The 17988-nt window shown below is 60.7% G+C and carries 17 protein-coding genes; 6 read left to right on the top strand and 11 right to left on the bottom strand.

Annotated features, from left to right (window positions below; genetic code table 11):
• Positions 1 to 63: 63 nt before the first annotated feature.
• Positions 64 to 1374, top strand: a complete 1311-nt coding sequence (gene paaK / locus PH558_RS22685; RefSeq protein WP_285206678.1) for a phenylacetate--CoA ligase PaaK — start codon at positions 64 to 66, stop codon at positions 1372 to 1374.
• 103 nt (positions 1375 to 1477) lie between these two features.
• Entirely contained in the window at positions 1478 to 2074 is a 597-nt protein-coding gene (locus PH558_RS22680; RefSeq protein WP_095437291.1) for a TetR/AcrR family transcriptional regulator, read from the top strand.
• Positions 2075 to 2097: 23 nt separating this feature from the next.
• On the opposite strand, the gene PH558_RS22675 is transcribed toward PH558_RS22680, so the two are convergent.
• The 11 genes from PH558_RS22675 to PH558_RS22625 all read right to left on the bottom strand — a co-directional run bounded on the left by PH558_RS22675 (position 2098) and on the right by PH558_RS22625 (position 11643).
• Entirely contained in the window at positions 2098 to 2712 is a 615-nt protein-coding gene (locus PH558_RS22675) for an acyltransferase (RefSeq protein WP_285206677.1), read from the bottom strand.
• Positions 2713 to 3231 carry an acyl-CoA thioesterase gene (locus PH558_RS22670; RefSeq protein ID WP_285206676.1) on the bottom strand — a complete coding sequence of 173 codons (519 nt, stop codon included), beginning with the start codon at positions 3229 to 3231 and terminating at the stop codon, positions 2713 to 2715. It abuts the gene before it with no gap.
• A gap of 4 nt (positions 3232 to 3235) precedes the next feature.
• Positions 3236 to 5293 (bottom strand): phenylacetic acid degradation bifunctional protein PaaZ, encoded by a 2058-nt coding sequence (gene paaZ / locus PH558_RS22665; RefSeq protein WP_095437289.1) that lies wholly within the window; start codon positions 5291 to 5293, stop codon positions 3236 to 3238.
• A gap of 69 nt (positions 5294 to 5362) precedes the next feature.
• A complete protein-coding gene (locus tag PH558_RS22660) occupies positions 5363 to 6118 on the bottom strand; it encodes a Phenylacetic acid catabolic protein (RefSeq protein WP_095437288.1) in 756 nt (251 codons plus the stop codon).
• A 24-nt stretch (positions 6119 to 6142) separates the two neighbouring features.
• Positions 6143 to 7219, bottom strand: a complete 1077-nt coding sequence (gene paaE, locus PH558_RS22655; protein WP_095437287.1) for a 1,2-phenylacetyl-CoA epoxidase subunit PaaE — start codon at positions 7217 to 7219, stop codon at positions 6143 to 6145.
• A 25-nt stretch (positions 7220 to 7244) separates the two neighbouring features.
• The gene (gene paaD, locus PH558_RS22650) at positions 7245 to 7769 is read right to left on the bottom strand and encodes a 1,2-phenylacetyl-CoA epoxidase subunit PaaD (protein WP_095437286.1); all 525 of its coding nucleotides are present in this window, start codon (positions 7767 to 7769) and stop codon (positions 7245 to 7247) included.
• A gap of 9 nt (positions 7770 to 7778) precedes the next feature.
• Positions 7779 to 8561, bottom strand: coding sequence for a 1,2-phenylacetyl-CoA epoxidase subunit PaaC (gene paaC, locus PH558_RS22645; protein WP_113409467.1), 783 nt, complete (start codon positions 8559 to 8561; stop codon positions 7779 to 7781).
• Positions 8561 to 8845, bottom strand: coding sequence for a 1,2-phenylacetyl-CoA epoxidase subunit PaaB (paaB, locus tag PH558_RS22640; protein WP_028745698.1), 285 nt, complete (start codon positions 8843 to 8845; stop codon positions 8561 to 8563). Before paaB ends, paaC begins: the two co-directional genes overlap by 1 nt.
• A 30-nt stretch (positions 8846 to 8875) precedes the next feature.
• Positions 8876 to 9880: a 1,2-phenylacetyl-CoA epoxidase subunit PaaA gene (gene paaA, locus PH558_RS22635; RefSeq protein WP_095437284.1), complete on the bottom strand. Its 1005-nt coding sequence runs from the start codon at positions 9878 to 9880 to the stop codon at positions 8876 to 8878.
• A gap of 298 nt (positions 9881 to 10178) precedes the next feature.
• A complete protein-coding gene (gene paaX, locus PH558_RS22630) occupies positions 10179 to 11069 on the bottom strand; it encodes a phenylacetic acid degradation operon negative regulatory protein PaaX (protein WP_095437283.1) in 891 nt (296 codons plus the stop codon).
• A gap of 94 nt (positions 11070 to 11163) precedes the next feature.
• Positions 11164 to 11643, bottom strand: a complete 480-nt coding sequence (locus PH558_RS22625; protein ID WP_095437282.1) for an Lrp/AsnC family transcriptional regulator — start codon at positions 11641 to 11643, stop codon at positions 11164 to 11166.
• Between the two features lie 118 nt (positions 11644 to 11761).
• On the opposite strand from PH558_RS22625, the gene PH558_RS22620 reads away from it, so the two are divergent.
• From PH558_RS22620 to PH558_RS22605, 4 genes are all read left to right on the top strand, one after another.
• Positions 11762 to 13840: an alpha-ketoacid dehydrogenase subunit alpha/beta gene (locus PH558_RS22620; RefSeq protein ID WP_285206669.1), complete on the top strand. Its 2079-nt coding sequence runs from the start codon at positions 11762 to 11764 to the stop codon at positions 13838 to 13840.
• 1 nt (position 13841) lies between these two features.
• Positions 13842 to 15059 carry a dihydrolipoamide acetyltransferase family protein gene (locus PH558_RS22615; protein WP_285206668.1) on the top strand — a complete coding sequence of 406 codons (1218 nt, stop codon included), beginning with the start codon at positions 13842 to 13844 and terminating at the stop codon, positions 15057 to 15059.
• A 16-nt stretch (positions 15060 to 15075) separates the two neighbouring features.
• Positions 15076 to 16266 (top strand): aromatic amino acid transaminase, encoded by a 1191-nt coding sequence (locus tag PH558_RS22610; RefSeq protein WP_285206667.1) that lies wholly within the window; start codon positions 15076 to 15078, stop codon positions 16264 to 16266.
• Positions 16267 to 16600: 334 nt separating this feature from the next.
• Positions 16601 to 17926: an MFS transporter gene (locus PH558_RS22605; protein ID WP_285206666.1), complete on the top strand. Its 1326-nt coding sequence runs from the start codon at positions 16601 to 16603 to the stop codon at positions 17924 to 17926.
• Positions 17927 to 17988: the final 62 nt, after the last annotated feature.

The following is a 17988-nucleotide window of genomic DNA, read 5'->3' as shown; positions in this document are numbered from 1 at the left end:
AGCGGCTTCCCGGCCGGAATGCGAAAAGAAACAAGAGGATAAGCATTTCTGGAGGAGACATTCATGGAAAACCTTTCCCCGCGAGCCGGCGAGCTGGAGGCGATCGAGATTGCCTCGCGCGACGAGATTTCCGCGCTGCAGCTCAAGCGCATGAAGTGGTCGCTCACTCATGCCTATGAGAATTCGCCCTTCTATAACAAACGCTTCGATGAAGCCGGCGTGCATCCCTCCGATCTGAAGACCCTGTCCGATCTCGCCAAATTCCCCTTCACCACGAAAAAGGATCTTCGCGAGACCTATCCTTTCGGCATGTTCTCGGTGCCGCGCGAAAAGCTTGCCCGTATCCACGCTTCCTCCGGCACGACGGGCAAGCCGACCGTCGTCGGCTATACCGCCAAGGACGTCGATACCTGGGCGAGCGTCGTCGCCCGTTCGATCCGCGCCGCTGGCGGCCGCGCCGGCGATCTAGTGCATATTGCCTATGGCTATGGTCTCTTCACCGGTGGCCTTGGTGCACATTACGGCGCGGAAAGGCTCGGCTGTACGGTAGTCCCCGTCTCCGGCGGCATGACGGAACGGCAGGTCACCCTGATCCAGGATTTCAAGCCGCGCGTCATCATGGTCACCCCCTCCTACATGCTGTCGATCCTCGACGAATTCCGCCGCCAGGGCCTCGACCCCAGAGAAAGCTCGCTTGCGATCGGCATCTTCGGCGCCGAACCATGGACCAATGCCATGCGCGACGAAATCGAGCACGCCTTCGATATGCACGCCGTCGACATCTATGGCCTCTCTGAGGTCATAGGTCCTGGCGTTGCCAGCGAATGCATCGAGAGCAAGGACGGGCTGCATATTTGGGAAGACCATTTCTATCCGGAGATCATCGATCCCGTCACCGGTACGATCTTGCCGGATGGCGAACTCGGCGAGCTGGTATTCACGGCGCTGACCAAGGAAGGGCTGCCGATCATCCGCTACCGCACCCGCGACCTGACGCGGCTGCTGCCAGGCACGGCACGCTCAATGCGCCGCATGGAAAAAGTAACGGGACGCTGTGACGACATGATGATCCTGCGTGGGGTCAACGTCTTCCCAACACAGATCGAGGAGCAGATCCTCAAATGCCGCGGGCTTGCGCCGCACTTCCAGATCGAGCTCACGCGCTCCGGTCGCATGGACGACATGACCGTTCATGTCGAATGCACGCTGGAGGCGGCAGACGAAGCCGCGCGCGGTCTTTCGGCAAAGGAACTCACCCATCACATCAAGAGCGTGGTCGGTGTCTCGACGAAGATCACCGTGCATCCGCCGGGCGGCGTTGTCCGCTCGGAGGGCAAGGCAAAGCGTGTGGTCGACAATCGCCCGAAAGAATGATTGGTGTCGTACCGGATAGCCCGACAAGGATTTGATCGTGTATAGGAAGCTTCGACCATCGGGCATGGGTAACGTCAATCGGCAATGAGCAGAGCAGGATCACATGGCACGCACGCGCGCAGTTGATTTCGAGGAAAAGCAGCGTGGCATCCTGGCAAGCGCTGCGGCGGTCTTTGCCGAGGTCGGCATGGAGAAAGCCTCCATGTCGATGATCGCCTCGCACAGCAATGTCTCGAAGGCCCTGCTCTATCATTACTATCCCGGCAAAGATGCGCTGATATTCGACATCGTGCAAACGCATCTGACGGAGCTGGAAGACGCGATCGAAGCAGCCGATCGCACCGATATAACGCCACAGGAACGGCTGCGCTTGCTCGTGAAAGCCGTGCTAAAGAACTATGAAGGCGCGGACAACGAACATCAGGTTCAACTTAACGGCACGCATGCACTCTCGCCGGAACAGCTTTCGGAGATCAGAACGATCGAGCGACGCATCGTCAAGCGCTTCTCCAGTGTGATCCAGGATCTCAACCCGGACCTCAACAAGAACAGGCCGTTGCTGATGCCGGTCACCATGTCGCTCTTCGGCATGATGAATTGGGTCTATATGTGGTTCCGGCCTAATGGCCCGATCAGCCGCGACGAATATGCCGATATCGCCACCACTCTCATCCTGGAAGGAGTCAAGGCCATCCGTTGATGTCACGCGTCAGTTGTCGCGCCTCAGTCGCCGAGCTTCATCCGTTCGAGAACAAGCGGATCATATTCCGGCGCGCGGATACGGCGGCGATCCGGCTCCGGCGCAGTCAGCGGCTCGACGGCCACCAGCTTCTCCTTTGCCTCCACTGCCAGGCGCTGGTAGATGGCGGTTCCCTGGCGCTTCCAGGCGATCTCTTCCGGCGTCAACTCGCGAACCACGCGAGCCGGCGCGCCCACGGCAAGACTGTTTGCTGGGATTTCGGCACCGGCCTTGACGAAAGCCATGGCGGCGACGATCGCATTCTCGCCGATAACGGCCTCGTCCATGATGACGGCATTCATGCCGACCATGGCATTGGCACCGATGCGGCAGCCATGCAGCACCGCACCATGGCCAATATGCCCCGCCTCGCCAATGACGACCTCAAGATTTGGGAAACTGTGGACGACACAGGTCTCCTGCACATTCGAGCCACGCTCGAGCACGATACATCCAAAATCGCCGCGCAGCACGGCTCCTGGCCCGACATAGCAGGCGGGGCCAATGATAACGTCTCCGATGACGGTCGCGGCCGGATGCACGAAGGCTGAGGGATCGATGACCGGGATCACGCCGTCATAGGAATAGATCTGCGCCATTCAGTCGGCTCCCAAACCTTCCATATCGCGACCGGTTTCGGCCACCGCCTCCATCCGTTGCGCGAACTCGCGACGCAAGGTGCGGCGAAGCTGGGCGGCCTTGTGCCGTCGGATATCAACCGGCGTGACCGGCACCAGTTCCGGCACGCGGACCGGGCGGCCGGTCTCGTCGACGGCGACCATGGTGAAATAACAGGAATTGGTGTGGCGGCGATCGCCGGAGCGGATATTCTCCGCCTCCACCCGGATGCCGACTTCCATGGAAGTACGGCCGGTATCGTTGATCGAGGCGCGAAAGGTGACGAGTTCGCCAACATTGATCGGCTCCTTGAACAGCACCTGATCGACCGACAGCGTCACGGCATATTGCTTGGAATAGCGCGAGGCACAGGAGAAGGCGACGCGATCGAGCAGGTTCAGAAGTGCGCCGCCATGCACCTTACCGCTGAAATTCGCCATATCTGGCGTCATCAGCACGGTCATTTCCAGGCGATGCGGGTCTTGCTCGGTCGTCGTCATGCGCTCACTCTCTCCTTTTCGCCACCATCGTCAGAACGTCATATTGCGCGACGACGGCATCCAGCTGGTTCGTTACCTTGCAATCCCAGCGCACCTCGCCATGCTCGGCATTGATGCGGGGATTGATCTCCTTGCAGGTTAACTGCACCTGGAGCGTATCACCCGGATTGACCGGTGTCAGGAAGCGGAGATTGTCGACCCCATAATTTGCGAGAACCGGCCCTGGAGCCGGATCGACGAAAAGGCCTGCCGCGAAAGAGACGATGAGATAACCATGCGCCACACGCCCCTCGAAGAACGGATTGGCCTTGGCCGCCGCCTCATCCATATGGGCATAGAAGGTATCGCCGGTGAAATGGGCGAAGTGCTCGATATCCTCCAGCGTGACCGTGCGCGTGGCGGTGACGAGCTGATCGCCGATCTTGAGCTCCGACAGCGATTTGCGGAACGGATGCTCGCTGTCGGCGTGGGCGTCCGCACCCTCCGTCCAGCGTCCCATCACGGCCGAGAGCAGACGTGGAGTGCCCTGCACGGCAGTGCGCTGCATGTAATGCTTGACGCCGCGAATGCCACCGAGCTCCTCGCCGCCGCCGGCGCGGCCGGGACCACCGTGAACGAGGCCCGGCAGCGGTGAGCCGTGCCCCGTGGAGCTCTTGGCACTCAAGCGGTTGCCGATCATCACGCGCCCATGGAACGGCGCCAGACCGAGAACAACGTCCTCGGCGAAATGCGGATCGTTGGTGAAGACGGAGGCAACGAGGCTGCCCTTGCCGCGGCGTGCCAGATCGACCGCCTCTTCCGCCGTGTCAAAGGGCATAACGGTGCTGACCGGGCCGAAGGCCTCGACATCGTGAATGGCACGCGCAGAGCCCGGCTTGTCGCAATAGAGCAGGACCGGATTGAGAAAGGCGCCGGCGCTCGCATCGCCGGACATCACGTGTGGATTATCGGGATCGCCGCCGACGATCTCGGCATCGGCAGCAAGATCCCGGATGCGCGCCCGCACCTCCTCGCGCTGGTCGAGGCTTGCAAGCGGCCCCATGCGAACCGTCTCATCGGCCGGATTGCCGATTGCCGTCTTACCGAGACGATCGTTCAAGGCCACAATGAGCGCTTCGCTATAGGAGCGGGGTGCAATGACGCGGCGGATGGCCGTGCATTTCTGGCCCGCCTTGACCGTCATCTCGCGAGCGACTTCCTTGACGAAGAGGTCGAACTCCTCCGTGCCGGGTGCCGCATCGAGTCCGAGGACGGCCGCGTTGAGGCTATCGGCCTCCATGGTGAAGCGCACGGAATTTTCGATAATCGCCTTGTGCGTCTTGAGACGCTGGCCGGTTGCGGCAGAGCCGGTAAAGGTCACCACATCCTGGCCTTCGACATGATCGAGGAGATCGCCGACCGAGCCGCAAACGAGCTGCAGCGCACCTTCCGGCAGCAGGCCCGTTTCGATGATGCGGCGAACCATCAGCTCGGTGAGATAGGCTGTCTGGCTCGCCGGTTTCACGATGGCGGGAACGCCGGCGAGCAATGTCGGCGCAACCTTTTCCAGCATGCCCCAGCAGGGGAAATTGAAGGCATTGATGTGAACGGCGACGCCCTGCAGCGGGCTTAGGATATGTTGTGCCGAAAAACTCTGGTCCTTAGAGAGCTGCTCCGCATCGCCATCGAGCAGCACGCGTGCATTCGGCAGCTCGCGCCGACCTTTGGAGGCATAGGACAGCAGGGTTCCGATGCCACCTTCGATATCGACCCAGCTGTCCGCACGCGTGGCACCCGTCGCCGTCGAGAGCGCGTAGAACTCTTCTTTCCTCTCGAGCAGCGCCTGCCCAAGCGTCTTCAGCATTGCGGCGCGCTCGTGGAATGACATGCGCCGCAGTGCCGGTCCTCCCTTGTTACGGCCATGAGCCAATGTCTGCTTGAAATCGATACCAGAGGAATCGATGAACGCGACAGGCACGCCGGTCGACGCATCAAGCAATGGCACGCCTTCCTTGGCGCCGGCGACCCAGTTGCCCCCGACATAGCTTTCAAGCCGGCGCGGCTGGTTTGCCATGATGTTCATCCGTGCTTCCTTCCTTCATCTTTTCCGGCAATCCCGACCGAAACCGCCATGCGGCTTTCCCGGATTCACCTAGATCAAGCCGAGCGCAGAGAGCTGCGCATCGACATCAGCCCGCCATTCGGCAAGCAAAGTTTCGTTGGGCTGATGTCGCAGGCCGAAACGCGACAATGTTTCGAAGCGTGCCGAGCCGGCATGACCAAAGCTCGCGGCAACACGAGGGTACCAGTAGGCGACCGAAGTCTGCGCTGTGGCCCGACCCTCATCGTCGGCGACGATGCGGGCAAGACCGGCGGCACCGAGTTCGGCGTGCCGTCTTTCGCGCGGCAGGATGGCACGGAAGGTTTCGGCCAGCGGCTGGTAGGAGATACGCGACACCTCCTTCAGCTGCACGACACTGGCAGCACCCATGAGCACATTCATGACGACAGCATCCTCCCAGCCTTCAAGCGGGTAATGGAAGACGGCAAGCCGCATATCGCCGCCGTGCCTCACAGCACCTATATCGGCGTCGCGGGCAAGCCGCGCCGCCCAGGGGTGGTGGGCGGCATAACGGCCGCCATCGACACCGAAGGTCTCCATGATCTTGAGGACCTGCCCGGCATGATCGGTCTTTTCCAGCACGATGCGTGCCGCAGAAATGCGCTCCTGAATGCCAGGCGCGTCGTTGATGATATCGGCAAAGCCGGCGGAACCGGCCAGCTCGCTATCGACAAAGCTCGCCGTCAGCCGCAAGAGTTCACCGCGATAGCGAGGAGGCACATTGTCCGGCGAGGACAGCATGCCGCCCTGCTGCAGATATTCTTCGATCGGCATCGTCTCGGACATCTTATTCCTCCCTTCGATGCGACCCTATTGGTCGTAGCTGACAACGATGCGGTCGGTGAGCGGGTAACACTGACAGGTCAGCACGTAGCCTTGGCGCACCTCGTAATCTTCGAGCGCGTGATTGGCCTCCATCTCGACCTCGCCTTCGAGAACCTTGGCCCGGCAGGTGGAACAGACACCGGCCTTGCAGGCGTAGGGAACATCCATCGTGTTTTCGAGCGCCGCATCGAGCAGAGACTTGCCGTGCTTGGGAAACTTGAAGATGCGCGTTGCACCATCGAGCGTAACCGTCGCCTCGCAGCTCGCTCCCTGATCGGCGGCGGCAGCACTCTCCACCTTCAGGCGAGCTCGACCGGGCTGCGCGGAGGCGAAAAGTTCGAATTTGATTTGGTCGTCGCGCATGCCGTGCTCGCGCAGCGCTGCGGCGATCGCCAGCATCATCGGCTCCGGACCGCAGATGAAGGCTGTCGCAACCGACTTGATGTCGATCCAGCTCTTGAAGAGCGCTTTGCACTTCTCCGCGTCTATCCGACCGGTGAAAAGGTCGATCTCCTGCGCCTCGCTTTCAAGAATATGCAGCACCGACAGGCGACCGAGATAAAGGTTCTTCAGGTCGTCGAGCTCCTCGCGGAACATGATCGAGCTGATCTGCCGGTTGGCATAGACGAGTGTGAAGACCGAGCGGGGCTCGCGCGCGAGCACGGTCTTGATGATGGAGAGCACCGGCGTGATGCCGCTGCCGCCAGCAAAGCCTAGATAGTGTCTTGCGACATCGGGTTCGATGACGGTGAAGAAAGCGCCCATCGGCGGCATGGCTTCCAACGTGTCGCCGGCTTTCAGGTTCTCATTGATCCATGTGGAGAAGCAGCCGCCATCCACGCGCTTGATGCCGACCTTCAGCACGCCCTCGTCCTTGCCGGCGCAGATCGAATAAGAGCGGCGCAGCTCCTCATCATCGAACTTGTGGCGAAAGGTAAGATACTGGCCCTGCGTGAAATCGAAGATGCCCCGATCCTCCTCCGCAGGCGCAAGCGTGACGACGACTGCATCGCGCGTCTCACGGCGAACATCGGTGACAGTCAGCGGATGAAAACGTGCCATGGATGCGGATCTCGTCCTTTGGCGGTCAAATACATTTGAAGTAATCGAAGGGTTCCAGACACTCGGTGCAGCGATAGCTCGCCTTGCACGGCGTCGAGCCGAACTGGCTGATCTTTTCCGTAGCTGTAGATCCACAGCGCGGGCAGGCGATGGTGAGGTTGGAACGGCCTGACAGTCGGTCGATCCGCTTCATCAAGATGCCGTCTGCAGCAGTGCCATCGGTCGGCGGGGCGATGCCGTAGGCGCGCAGCTTTTCACGGCCTTCTGGACTGATCCAGTCGGTCGTCCAGGCGGGCGACAGCTGCCGCTCGAGGCGTACGCGGTCGAGGCCCTTTTCGGCCAGCGCCCGCTCAATATCGAGATTGATCACCGTCGTGGCAGGGCAGCCCGAATAGGTCGGCGTCACCGTGACGACAAGCGTATCGTCTCGCCAGCCGACGTCGCGGATGACGCCGAGATCGGTCAGCGAGATCACCGGGATTTCCGGGTCCGGCACTTTCGACAGCCAGTGCCAGACCTCGTCGACCGAAGGATGCAGCGCGGTCGCCATATCAGCCTCCTACCAGGTCGCGCCCGGATAGGCGCGCTGCAGGAACTGCATCTCGGCCAGGAGATAGCCGAGATGTTCGCTGTGAACGCCGCGCCGGCCGCCCTTGTGCATGTAACCATCTGCCGGAGGTTTCAGCGTCGCTTCGGTAAGTGTATCGGAGACGATCTCGTCCCAGCCAACCTTGAGACTTTGCGGTTCCGGAATCACGCCAGCCTCTGCAAGTGCCGCATCGGCGGCATCGCCCACGAACATTTCGCCCGTGAAAGCCCAGAGATCGTCAAGCGCTTCCTGCATGCGGCGGTGGCTTTCGGCCGTGCCGTCGCCGAGGCGGATGACGAGATCACGGCTGCGGTCGAGATGATAGGAGACTTCTTTGAAGGCCTTCTCCGCGATCTCGGCAATGCGCCGGTCGGCCGAACCTTTCAAGGCTTTCAGCAACAGATAGTGCCAGGCGTCGAAGACAAATTGCCGCATCAGTGTCATGCCGAAATCGCCGTTGGGACGTTCGACCAACAGGATATTGCGGAACTCATAGCCATCGCGCAAATAGGCGAGATCGTCGGCCGAGCGGCCTTGGCCCTCGACTTCACCTGCGAGACCGAGCCAGAGCTGCGTCTGGCCGATGAGATCAAGCGCCGTATTGGCAAGCGCGATATCCTCTTCCAGCGCCGGCCCACGGCCGCACCATTCGGAAAGGCGGTGGCCTAAGATCAGCGTGTTGTCGCCGATGCGCAGCAGGAATTCGACGAGAGCGGCCTGAGCGACCGTCGGCTCAAGGGTAGCGGTCGCCATCACATGTGCCCCACTTCATCCGGAATGTCGAAGAAGGTCGGATGACGATAAACCTTGGAATTGGAGGGATCGAAGAGTGGACCCTTTTCCGATGGCGCGCTGGCGGTGATGTCGGAAGACCGCACCACCCAGATGCTGACGCCTTCGTTGCGGCGGGTATAGACATCGCGGGCATTGTTGATGGCCATCTCGGCATCGGGCGCATGCAGGCTGCCGACGTGGCGATGGTTGAGGCCATGCTGACCACGGATGAAAACTTCCCAAAGCGGCCATTCGCTGGACATGTTTCTCACTCCCTGAATTTTCGAGCCGCCTTATTCGGCGGAAATCGTTGCGGCAGCGCGACGCTCGGCCACCTTTTCGGCATGCGCCGTCAGACCGTCGCGGAACCAGGCGCCATCCTCCCAAGCCTGCTTGCGCGCATTCAGCCGCTCCGCATTGCAGGGGCCGTTGCCGGCGATCACGTTGAAGAATTCTTCCCAGTCCGGCTCGCCGAAATCGTAGCCGCCCTTCTCATCGTTCCACTTCAGATCGGGATCGGGGACGGTTAGGCCGAGGTACTCCGCCTGCGGTACGGTTTGGTCGACGAATTTTTGCCGCAGCTCGTCATTGGAATTCTGCTTGATCTTCCAGGCCATGGATTGGGCGGAATGCACCGAGGCATCGTCCGAAGGACCGAACATCATCAGCGACGGCCACCACCAGCGGTTCAGCGCATCCTGTACCATGGCCTTCTGTGCCGGTGTTCCCTTCACCATTTTCATCAGGATGTCGAAGCCTTGGCGCTGGTGGAAGCTTTCTTCCTTGCAGATCCGGATCATGGCCCGCGAATAGGGACCGTAGGAACAGCGCTGCAGCGGAACCTGGTTCATGATGGCCGCGCCATCGACGAGCCAGCCGATCGCGCCGATATCGGCCCAGGTCAGCGTAGGATAGTTGAAGATCGAGGAATATTTGGCCTTGCCGGAGTGCAGCTGCTCATACATCTCGTCGCGGCTGATGCCGAGCGTCTCGGCAGCGCAGTAGAGATAGAGGCCGTGGCCGGCTTCATCCTGCACCTTGGCAAGCAGGATCGCCTTGCGTTCCAGCGTCGGAGCACGGGTGATCCAGTTGCCCTCCGGAAGCTGGCCGACAATTTCCGAATGCGCGTGCTGGCTGATCTGGCGGATCAGCGTCTTGCGGTAGCCTTCCGGCATCCATTCCTTCGGCTCGATCTTCTGGCCGGCATCGACACGCTCCTGAAAGGCGCGTTCCTGGGGATCCATCTCGTCAAGGGAACGGATGCGGGCGCCATCGGTTTTCACCATCTGTGCATACATTGATCTTCCTCCGTCCCGGCACGTCCGGCGCGCTAAAGAGTGATCGCAGGCCTGCGGACGCCTTGAGGATCTGAGCCAAGCTGACGCTTCATGGCTTCACCAGTATAGGCCTGTTTCACGCTCTCCTCCACGAAACATCGATCCGACAGCGAGCGCATTAGTCGACCGATCGGTCATCGTATTAGCATGCGACATGTCACAGCACAAATGAATTTTTGGAGATTTCTGTGACATTCAATGCCGTGAAAGCTTGCTACGAAGAGAACTCACACGCTATGTGACTGAGTGGATTGATCTTTCAGCGGGACTTGAGGCGATCGAGCCGAGCCTGGCTTACCGGCGTCGTTTCTCGAAGCTTGCCCGACTCGTTCACGAAACGGCGACCGACATAGGCGTCAGCCTTGTTTGACAGACGCAAATAAAGTTCGGCAAACAGGCGCCGCGCCTCCTCGCCGGGCCAATCGGCCGGCAAGGCGGACTTGGGAAGATGCGGCTCGCGCAACATGATCAGGCGATATTGATGGACGAGGAGCAATCGCGCGATCAGACAATCGAACGGTGACAGGGCCACACAATCGCCGACTCCTCGCGAAAATGTGCCGAAGCGGGCAGTAAATTCGCTATAAGCTTCCGCAAAGTGCCGGAGGTTCCAGGCCTCTTCCGCGAGCTCCTTCAAGGCGCCGTTCTCGGTTGCAAGCTCGGCGTTGAAGACAACGACGCGACCCGGCAGCGGTGGCGCGGGATGCGTACCCATCGCAAGCCGGGGGCTGAGCCTAGCGAAGCCGTCCCGCTCCAGTCCCTGCATGATCTCCTCCGGAGCGGGTCCATTGATAAGGACGAATTGCCATCGGACGGCAGGTTCCGGCCCATAGAAGAGACTGGCGGCCTCGGCGAATTCTGCCTGGGCCGCGTCCGTCAGCCGATAGTAGCTGCGGCGCCCTTCCCGCTCTCCGGCAAGCTGGCCGGCGGTCACCAGTCGCGACACGGCAGTGCGCACCAGCGTTTCGGTAATGCCGACGCTCTTGCACGTCTCGATGAGGTTGCCGATCCACACGACGCCGCCCCGCGGCTCGATGACATCGCCATAAATCGTGACGATGAAACTCGCCGCCTTGATTGGCAGACCGGCGAGAAGCGCCGCGACTGGCTCGCTCAAATCATGGCCGAGTTTGACGTTATCAGCCGACACTCCAACCCTGCTCCGCATCTGCAATCGTTAGGGTCTATTAGCGTGAGATACTACCGGTATTCAAGCGAACGTAGTCAAAGGACACGCTCGTCGCCTATCTCGACACATTCATCGGCAACGCCGTGGTGTATTTGACGCATTTCAGGGAGAAGTGCGACGATGAGCTCAGCACCGCTTCGTGGGTCAGGATACCTCGCATCAAAAGGCCTTCATATTCCCGGACATCGGCAACCACGGCACGGATCAGGTAATCCCACTCACCGGACATGGAATAGCATTCCAATACCTCGCGATAGCTGGCGATGAACTGTTCGAAATCGCGGCGGGTCGCGGGATCATGGGTCTTCATCTTGACCTGGCAGAAGACGTTCAGCCCCTTGCCGATCTTGTCGGGATCGACAAGGCGGACCGTCCTGCCCAGCACGCCGGCGCTTTCCAGCGCCTTGATCCTTCGCCAGCAGGACGCAGGCGATGCGCCCACTTTTTCTGACAGCGCCGCCTGGCTGATATCGCCTTCCTCCTGCAGCACGCGCAGAATCGTCCTGTCGATGTGATCAAGATCGAAATCTTCCATTCAGAAACCCTTTATTGATGAAGCACTTCTTTCAAAGACTATTGCAAAACCTGCCAAATTGAAAGGAATAGAGCTGACGCTTGAATTAAAATGGTTGGGCCATCTGTAGGAGGATCACATGGCCCAGCTAGCCTTCAAAAGCCACGAGCGGAACTCGCCCGACGATCATATCGATTGGCGCCGGGTTGCCTATCTCGTTCACCTCTCCCGGGCACTCGACGAGATGGAGGAAAAGCGTCTCGTTCCGGAAAAGAAGGTTCTCTATCAGTTTTCCGCACGCGGCCACGACATGGCGCAGATCCTCCTTGGAACGCAGCTGACAGGCCTCCACGACGCGACGTGTGGCTATTATCGCTCGCGGCCACTTCTGCTTTCGCTTGGCGTCGATCCGGCCGATGCGCTCGGCTCGGCCATGGGCCGCGCCGGAGGCTATTCCGACGGGCGCGACATTGGTGTCGTCTTCAACTATCCGAACCGTTCCGGCGCCTCGGCCCTGCCCATGTGTGGCGGCGTTGGTGCGCAATATACCCCCACGGCCGGCTGGGCGCAGGCGATGAAATATTATACGACGACGTTGGGTCGGCCGGAGTATGCGCGGGACATCGGCGTCGCGCTCGGCGGCGATGGCTCCGTTGCCTCAAACGGCTTCTGGGCAGCATTGACGGCCGCAACGACGCAACAATTACCAATGCTGTTTTACATCGAAGACAATGGCTTCGGCATTTCGGTGCCTTCGACGGCGCAGACACCGGGAGGGAATATCGCAGCCAATCTCGCAAGCTGGAAAAATCTCGCAATCTTCGATGGCGACGGCTGCGACCCGGCGGAAGCAGCCCGGCTCGTGCAGGAAGCCGTCTCCTTTGTTCGCGAGGAGCGCAAGCCCGCTCTCCTGCGGCTGACGGTGCCGCGCCTTGAGGGCCACAGCTTCCAGGACACACAGACCTACAAGAGCGAGGAAACCGTGAGGCGCGAGTGGGAGCGCGATCCTCTGCCGCGCCTGAAAGATTTCCTCGTGCCCGCCGTGATGGCGACACAGGAATGGGATGCCTGCCAAAGCGAAGCGCGCAAAATGGCCGAAAGCGCCCGCGCCGCCGCTGAGGACCGACCAGTCGCCGACCCCTCCTCCGTGACCCGCCATGTATTCTTCAATGGCGCCATGCAGACGATGGGCGGGCAGCATCCGTCCGGATATGCGCCTCCAGCGACAATGGATGTACCGGAAACCTCCGGGCCGCGCATCAACATGGTCACAGCGATCCGCAGAACGCTCGAACACGAGATGTCGATCAACGAGCGCGTCGTCATGTTCGGCGAAGATATCGGCCCCAAGGGAGGGGTGCATGCCGTCACTCTTGGCATACAGGAAAAATTCGGCAGCGAGCGGGTTTTCGATACGTCGCTATCCGAAGAAGGCATTATCGGCCGCGCCGTTGGCATGGCGCTCGCCGGCCTCGTCCCCATTCCCGAAATCCAGTTTCGGAAATATGCCGAACCGGCGACCGAACAGCTGAACGACTGCGGCACCATCCGCTGGCGCACCAACAATCGCTTCGCAGCCCCCATCGTAGTCCGCATGCCCGGTGGCTTTTTCAAATGCGGCGATCCCTGGCACAGTCAGACCAACGAAGTGGCCTTCGTCCACCAGCCGGGCTGGAAGGTCGCGGTTCCATCGAATGCAGAGGATGCCGTCGGCCTGCTGCGAGCCTCGATCCGCGGCAACGACCCGGTCATCTTCTTCGAGCATCGGGCCATGCTCGATGATGCCTGGGCGCGGCGCCCCTATCCCGGCGACAACTTCGCGCTGCCCTTCGGCAAGGCGAAGCTGACGCGGACCGGCAGCGACATCACCATCGTCACTTGGGGCGCCATGGTGCAGCGCTGCGAGGAGGCCGCCGAAGGCATTTCTGCCGATATCATCGATCTCCGTACACTGATGCCCTGGGATCAGGAGGCCGTGCTTGCTTCGATCGCCAAGACGCATCGCTGCCTTATCGTCCACGAGGACCTCGAAGCTGCGGGCTTCGGCGCTGAGATCGCCGCCGTCATTGCAGACAAGGCATTCACGGATCTCGATGCGCCGGTCTCGCGTCTGACCATGCCCGATATCCCCAGCCCGCATAATCCCGCTCTTCTCGATTGGGCCGTGCCCTCGACCGAGCGGATCGCCAAGCGCATTGCCGAAATCCTGGAGTTTTAGGATGACTGGTATCATCGAGATCACGGCTCCGATCGAGCAGGAGGGCACGAAAGCCGTCGTCCGAAACTGGCTGAAGCAGATCGGCGATCACGTTCGAGAAGGCGATGCGCTTGTCGAACTGGAAACCGACAAGGTCACCCAGGAGATACCGGCGCCATGCGACGGCATTCTGAGCGAAATTGCGATGGAAGATGGCGATGACGCTACGCCCGGCGCGATCCTCGGACGCATGAGCATCGAAAACGCAAACGGCGGTGCAGCGCAAGTGGCCGAGGTTCCGTTGCAGATACAGCCGGCCTCACCTGCCACGGCCTTCGCCGCCGCTTATTATTCACCCGCCGTTCGCAAGGCCGCCGAGGAATACGGGATCGACCCGGCCACCCTGAAAGGCACCGGCAGGGATGGACGAGTGACACGCGCCGATATGGACCATGCGCGGGAAATCGCCAAGCCGCATGCATCTGGGCCGGTGTCGCAGCGGGCTGAGGCTGGTCAAACCCCGCCGGCAGTCGCGGCTGACGGCAACTCTCGCATCGTCCCCCATTCCGCCATGCGGCTTTCGATCGCAAGGCATATGGCCCACTCCCTGGCGACGGCACCGCAGGTCACCGCAATCTTCGAGGCCGATTTCACGGCGATCATGCGTCATCGCGAAAGCCACAAGGACCGTATGAAGGCCGAGGGCGTAAACCTCTCCTACACCGCCTATTTCGTGGCAGCATCCGTCGCAGCCATGAAACTCGTACCTGAAGTCAACAGCCAATGGCACGATGATGGCCTGGAGATATTCGAAGATATCAATATCGGCGTCGGCATCGCATTGGGCGACAAGGGCCTGGTCGCGCCGATCATTCGGCAGGCGCAGGATCTTCAGCTGGAGGCCATTGCCGCAAGGCTCCAGGATTTGACGAACCGGGCACGCTCCAACGCCCTCAAGGGCAAGGAGTTGAAAGGCGGAACCTTCACCATCTCCAATCACGGCGTTTCCGGCTCGCTGGTCGCATCCCCCATCATCATCAACCAGCCACAATCCGCCATCCTCGGCATCGGCAAGCTGGAGAAGCGCGTCGTGGTGCGGGAGATCGACGGCGTCGATACGATCCAGATCCGCCCGATGGCCTACGTGTCCCTGACGATTGACCATCGCTCCCTTGATGGGCATCAAACGAATGCCTGGCTGACGGAATTCGTGCGGATTCTGCAGAACTGGCCTCAATGAGCGAGAGGGAGGAGCAATGAACACGACTGCGTTTTTCGATAGCCTTACGGAACAGAAGCCCGATCCCCTGCTTGAACTGATTGCCAAGTTCGCGGCCGATCCGCGATCCGGAAAGATCGACCTCGGCGTCGGCGTCTATCGCGACGAGACTGGGCGTACCCCTGTCATGAGAGCCGTCAAGGCGGCCGAGTACCATCTTTGGGAAACGCAAGAGTCCAAATCCTATATCGGCCCTGAGGGCGATCATGCTTTTCTGCGCGCGCTGGCGCTCGAAACCTTCGGTGAACGCCATGGCGGCAAGCCGGTTGCGGGAATTCAGACCCTTGGCGGCACCGGCGCTCTGCGCCTGGCTGCGGAACTGCTTGCCCTCGACAAGCGACGCAAGATCTGGATCGGCACACCGACATGGGTCAACCATCAGGCGATCTTTGCTGCAGTCGGCCTTCAGGCCGGAACCTATCGCTTCTTCGATATCGGCAAGCAGGCCGTTCTCGTCGACGAGATGCTGACGACCCTGCGGAACGCAGCACCCGGCGATGCAGTGCTGCTGCAAACGAGCTGCCATAATCCGACAGGCGCAGGACTGTCATCGCAGAACTGGCGAGACATCGCCGACATCGTCGCTGCCAAGGGATTGCTGCCGCTCTTTGACAATGCCTATCAGGGCCTCGGCCACGGCCGGGTCGAGGATGCGACCGGCATGATTGATGTCATCGAAGCGGTCGGCGAGGCCATGGTTGCCGTCTCCTGCTCCAAGTCCTTCTCGCTCTATCGGGAACGCACCGGCGCGGTCTATCTCTTCGGCGATCAGCAGGCGCCGTTAAACAAGGGCATCGGCAATCTGGCGAGCTATGCCCGCACCAGCTATTCCATGCCGCCAGCGCATGGGGCTGCTATTGTTGCCGCGATCCTGCAGGACCCATCGCGGCGCCGAGCCTGGATCGATGAACTCAGCAAAATGCGCAACCGCATAGTCGAAATCCGCCAGGCCGCCGCCAAAGCCTTTGCAGAATTCTGTCCTGATCTCGCCAATATCGCTTCGCAGGAAGGCATGTTCTCCCTTCTGCCGATCTCTCCGGGAAATGTCCGGCAGCTTCGGGCCGAACACGGCATCTACATGCCGGATTCCGGCAGGATCAACGTGGCCGGGATGCGGCTCACGGATGTCGCATCCGTCGCGGAGCGCATCGGTCCATATCTTGCCTGAATATGCGCCCAACTAGTCCGGCGTTTCACGCAAGGGCCTCATCAGGACGCGCTAATCGGCTCGCTGGCCGTAGGTTTTGCTGCGCATCCAACGTGGCAAAAGCACTCTGATCCACTACTGCCTGAACGCCATGCGCGGTCCCACAAGTGGATCAAGCGCGTGCGGCTTCGCACCTATTGACCTTTTCATACATAAATATAATCTGCGTATATGCAAACTGATGGCCAGCTTGGGCTGTCACGTCAATAGCCAGATCGAGATCCGGTTCGAGCATGAAGGCAGTCTTGGCCGCGATGGTCTCGCCGCGAGGCATCTGCCTTTGGGAGGAGTGACTATGACAAACGACAATCCGGCGCTGCAAAGCGCCGTGCGCAAGGCGACGATTCGTCTTCTGCCCTTCCTGGGCTTGATGCTGATCCTGAATTTTCTCGATCGCTCCAATGTCGGCTTCGCCAAGGTGGCTTATCAGGCCGATACCGGTATTTCAGATGCTGCCTATGCCTTCGGCGCCGGCATTCTCTATCTGGGCTATGCCACCTTCGAAGTGCCGAGCAACCTCATCATGCAGCGCGTCGGCGCCCGCCTGTGGCTCAGCCGCATCATGATCACCTGGGGCATCGTCTCGGCCTGCATGGTCTTTGCCCATACACCGATGAGCTACTACATCGTTCGTTTCCTGCTCGGCGTCTGCGAAGCCGGCTTCTATCCGGGCGTCTTGCTTTACCTGACTTACTGGTTCCCGGCCAAGCATAGGGCGCGCGCTACCGGCCTCTTCTATCTCGGTGTCCCCCTATCGCTGGTGATCGGCGCACCACTTTCCGGCTGGTTGCTCACTCATCATGACGTCCTTGGCCTTACCAACTGGCAATGGATGTTCGCGGTCGAAGGCCTTGCGGCAACCGTCGTCGGCATCCTGGCCCTCTTCTTCCTGACGAGCCGCCCAACAGAAGCGAAATGGCTGACGTTGGAGGAGAAAAATGCGCTGAATGCCGTCATTGAAGCGGAAGAGCGCAGCAAGCTTTCCGAAGTGAAGCACTCCGTCTTCAGCGTGCTGAAAGATTGGCGCGTCCTCGCCTTCGTCGGCATCTATCTGTTCATCCAGATCGGTGTCGGCCCGATCACCTTTTACCTGCCGGCGCGGCTGGCACAGGCGCTCGGCGGCGGCGTCAATACCTGGGTCGGTGTGCTGCTCGGCCTACCCTGGCTTTGCGCGCTTGTCGCAACCCGCTTCTTCACCGTCTATGCCGACAAGCATGACAACCATCGCATCGTCTGCATCGCCATGCTGACGGCCGGCACCATCGCGCTAGGAACGATCGGCCTGACGATGAATCCGTGGGTGATGGTCATTGCCGCCTGCATCGCGGTTCCGGGCCTTGCCTCTTCGCAGCCGGTCTTCTGGAGCCTGCCGACCCGCTATCTCGGAGGCGTCGGTGCCGCCAGCGGCATTGCCTTCATTGTCTCGCTCGGCAATCTCGGCAGCTTCGCCTCGCCGCAGATCAAGGCCTATGTCGACGCAGCCACAGGCAATGGCGATATCGGCTTCTATATCCTCGCCGGTTGCTGCTTCCTGTCTGTCGTGCTGCTGATCGCACTCGGCCCGCACCGCCGCTGGATCGCCGACGCCGAGCCGGCCGCCAGTGGCAGCCGTTCGCATTGAAGGAAGAGAACTTTCGATCCTCGCCCACTATCGCGGAGCGAGGATCGATACGATGCGGCAAA

Origin of the sequence: Rhizobium pantanalense, assembly GCF_030182525.1 — a bacterium.
GTDB lineage: Bacteria > Pseudomonadota > Alphaproteobacteria > Rhizobiales > Rhizobiaceae > Rhizobium.
This window is presented reverse-complemented; position numbering and strand designations above follow the sequence as displayed.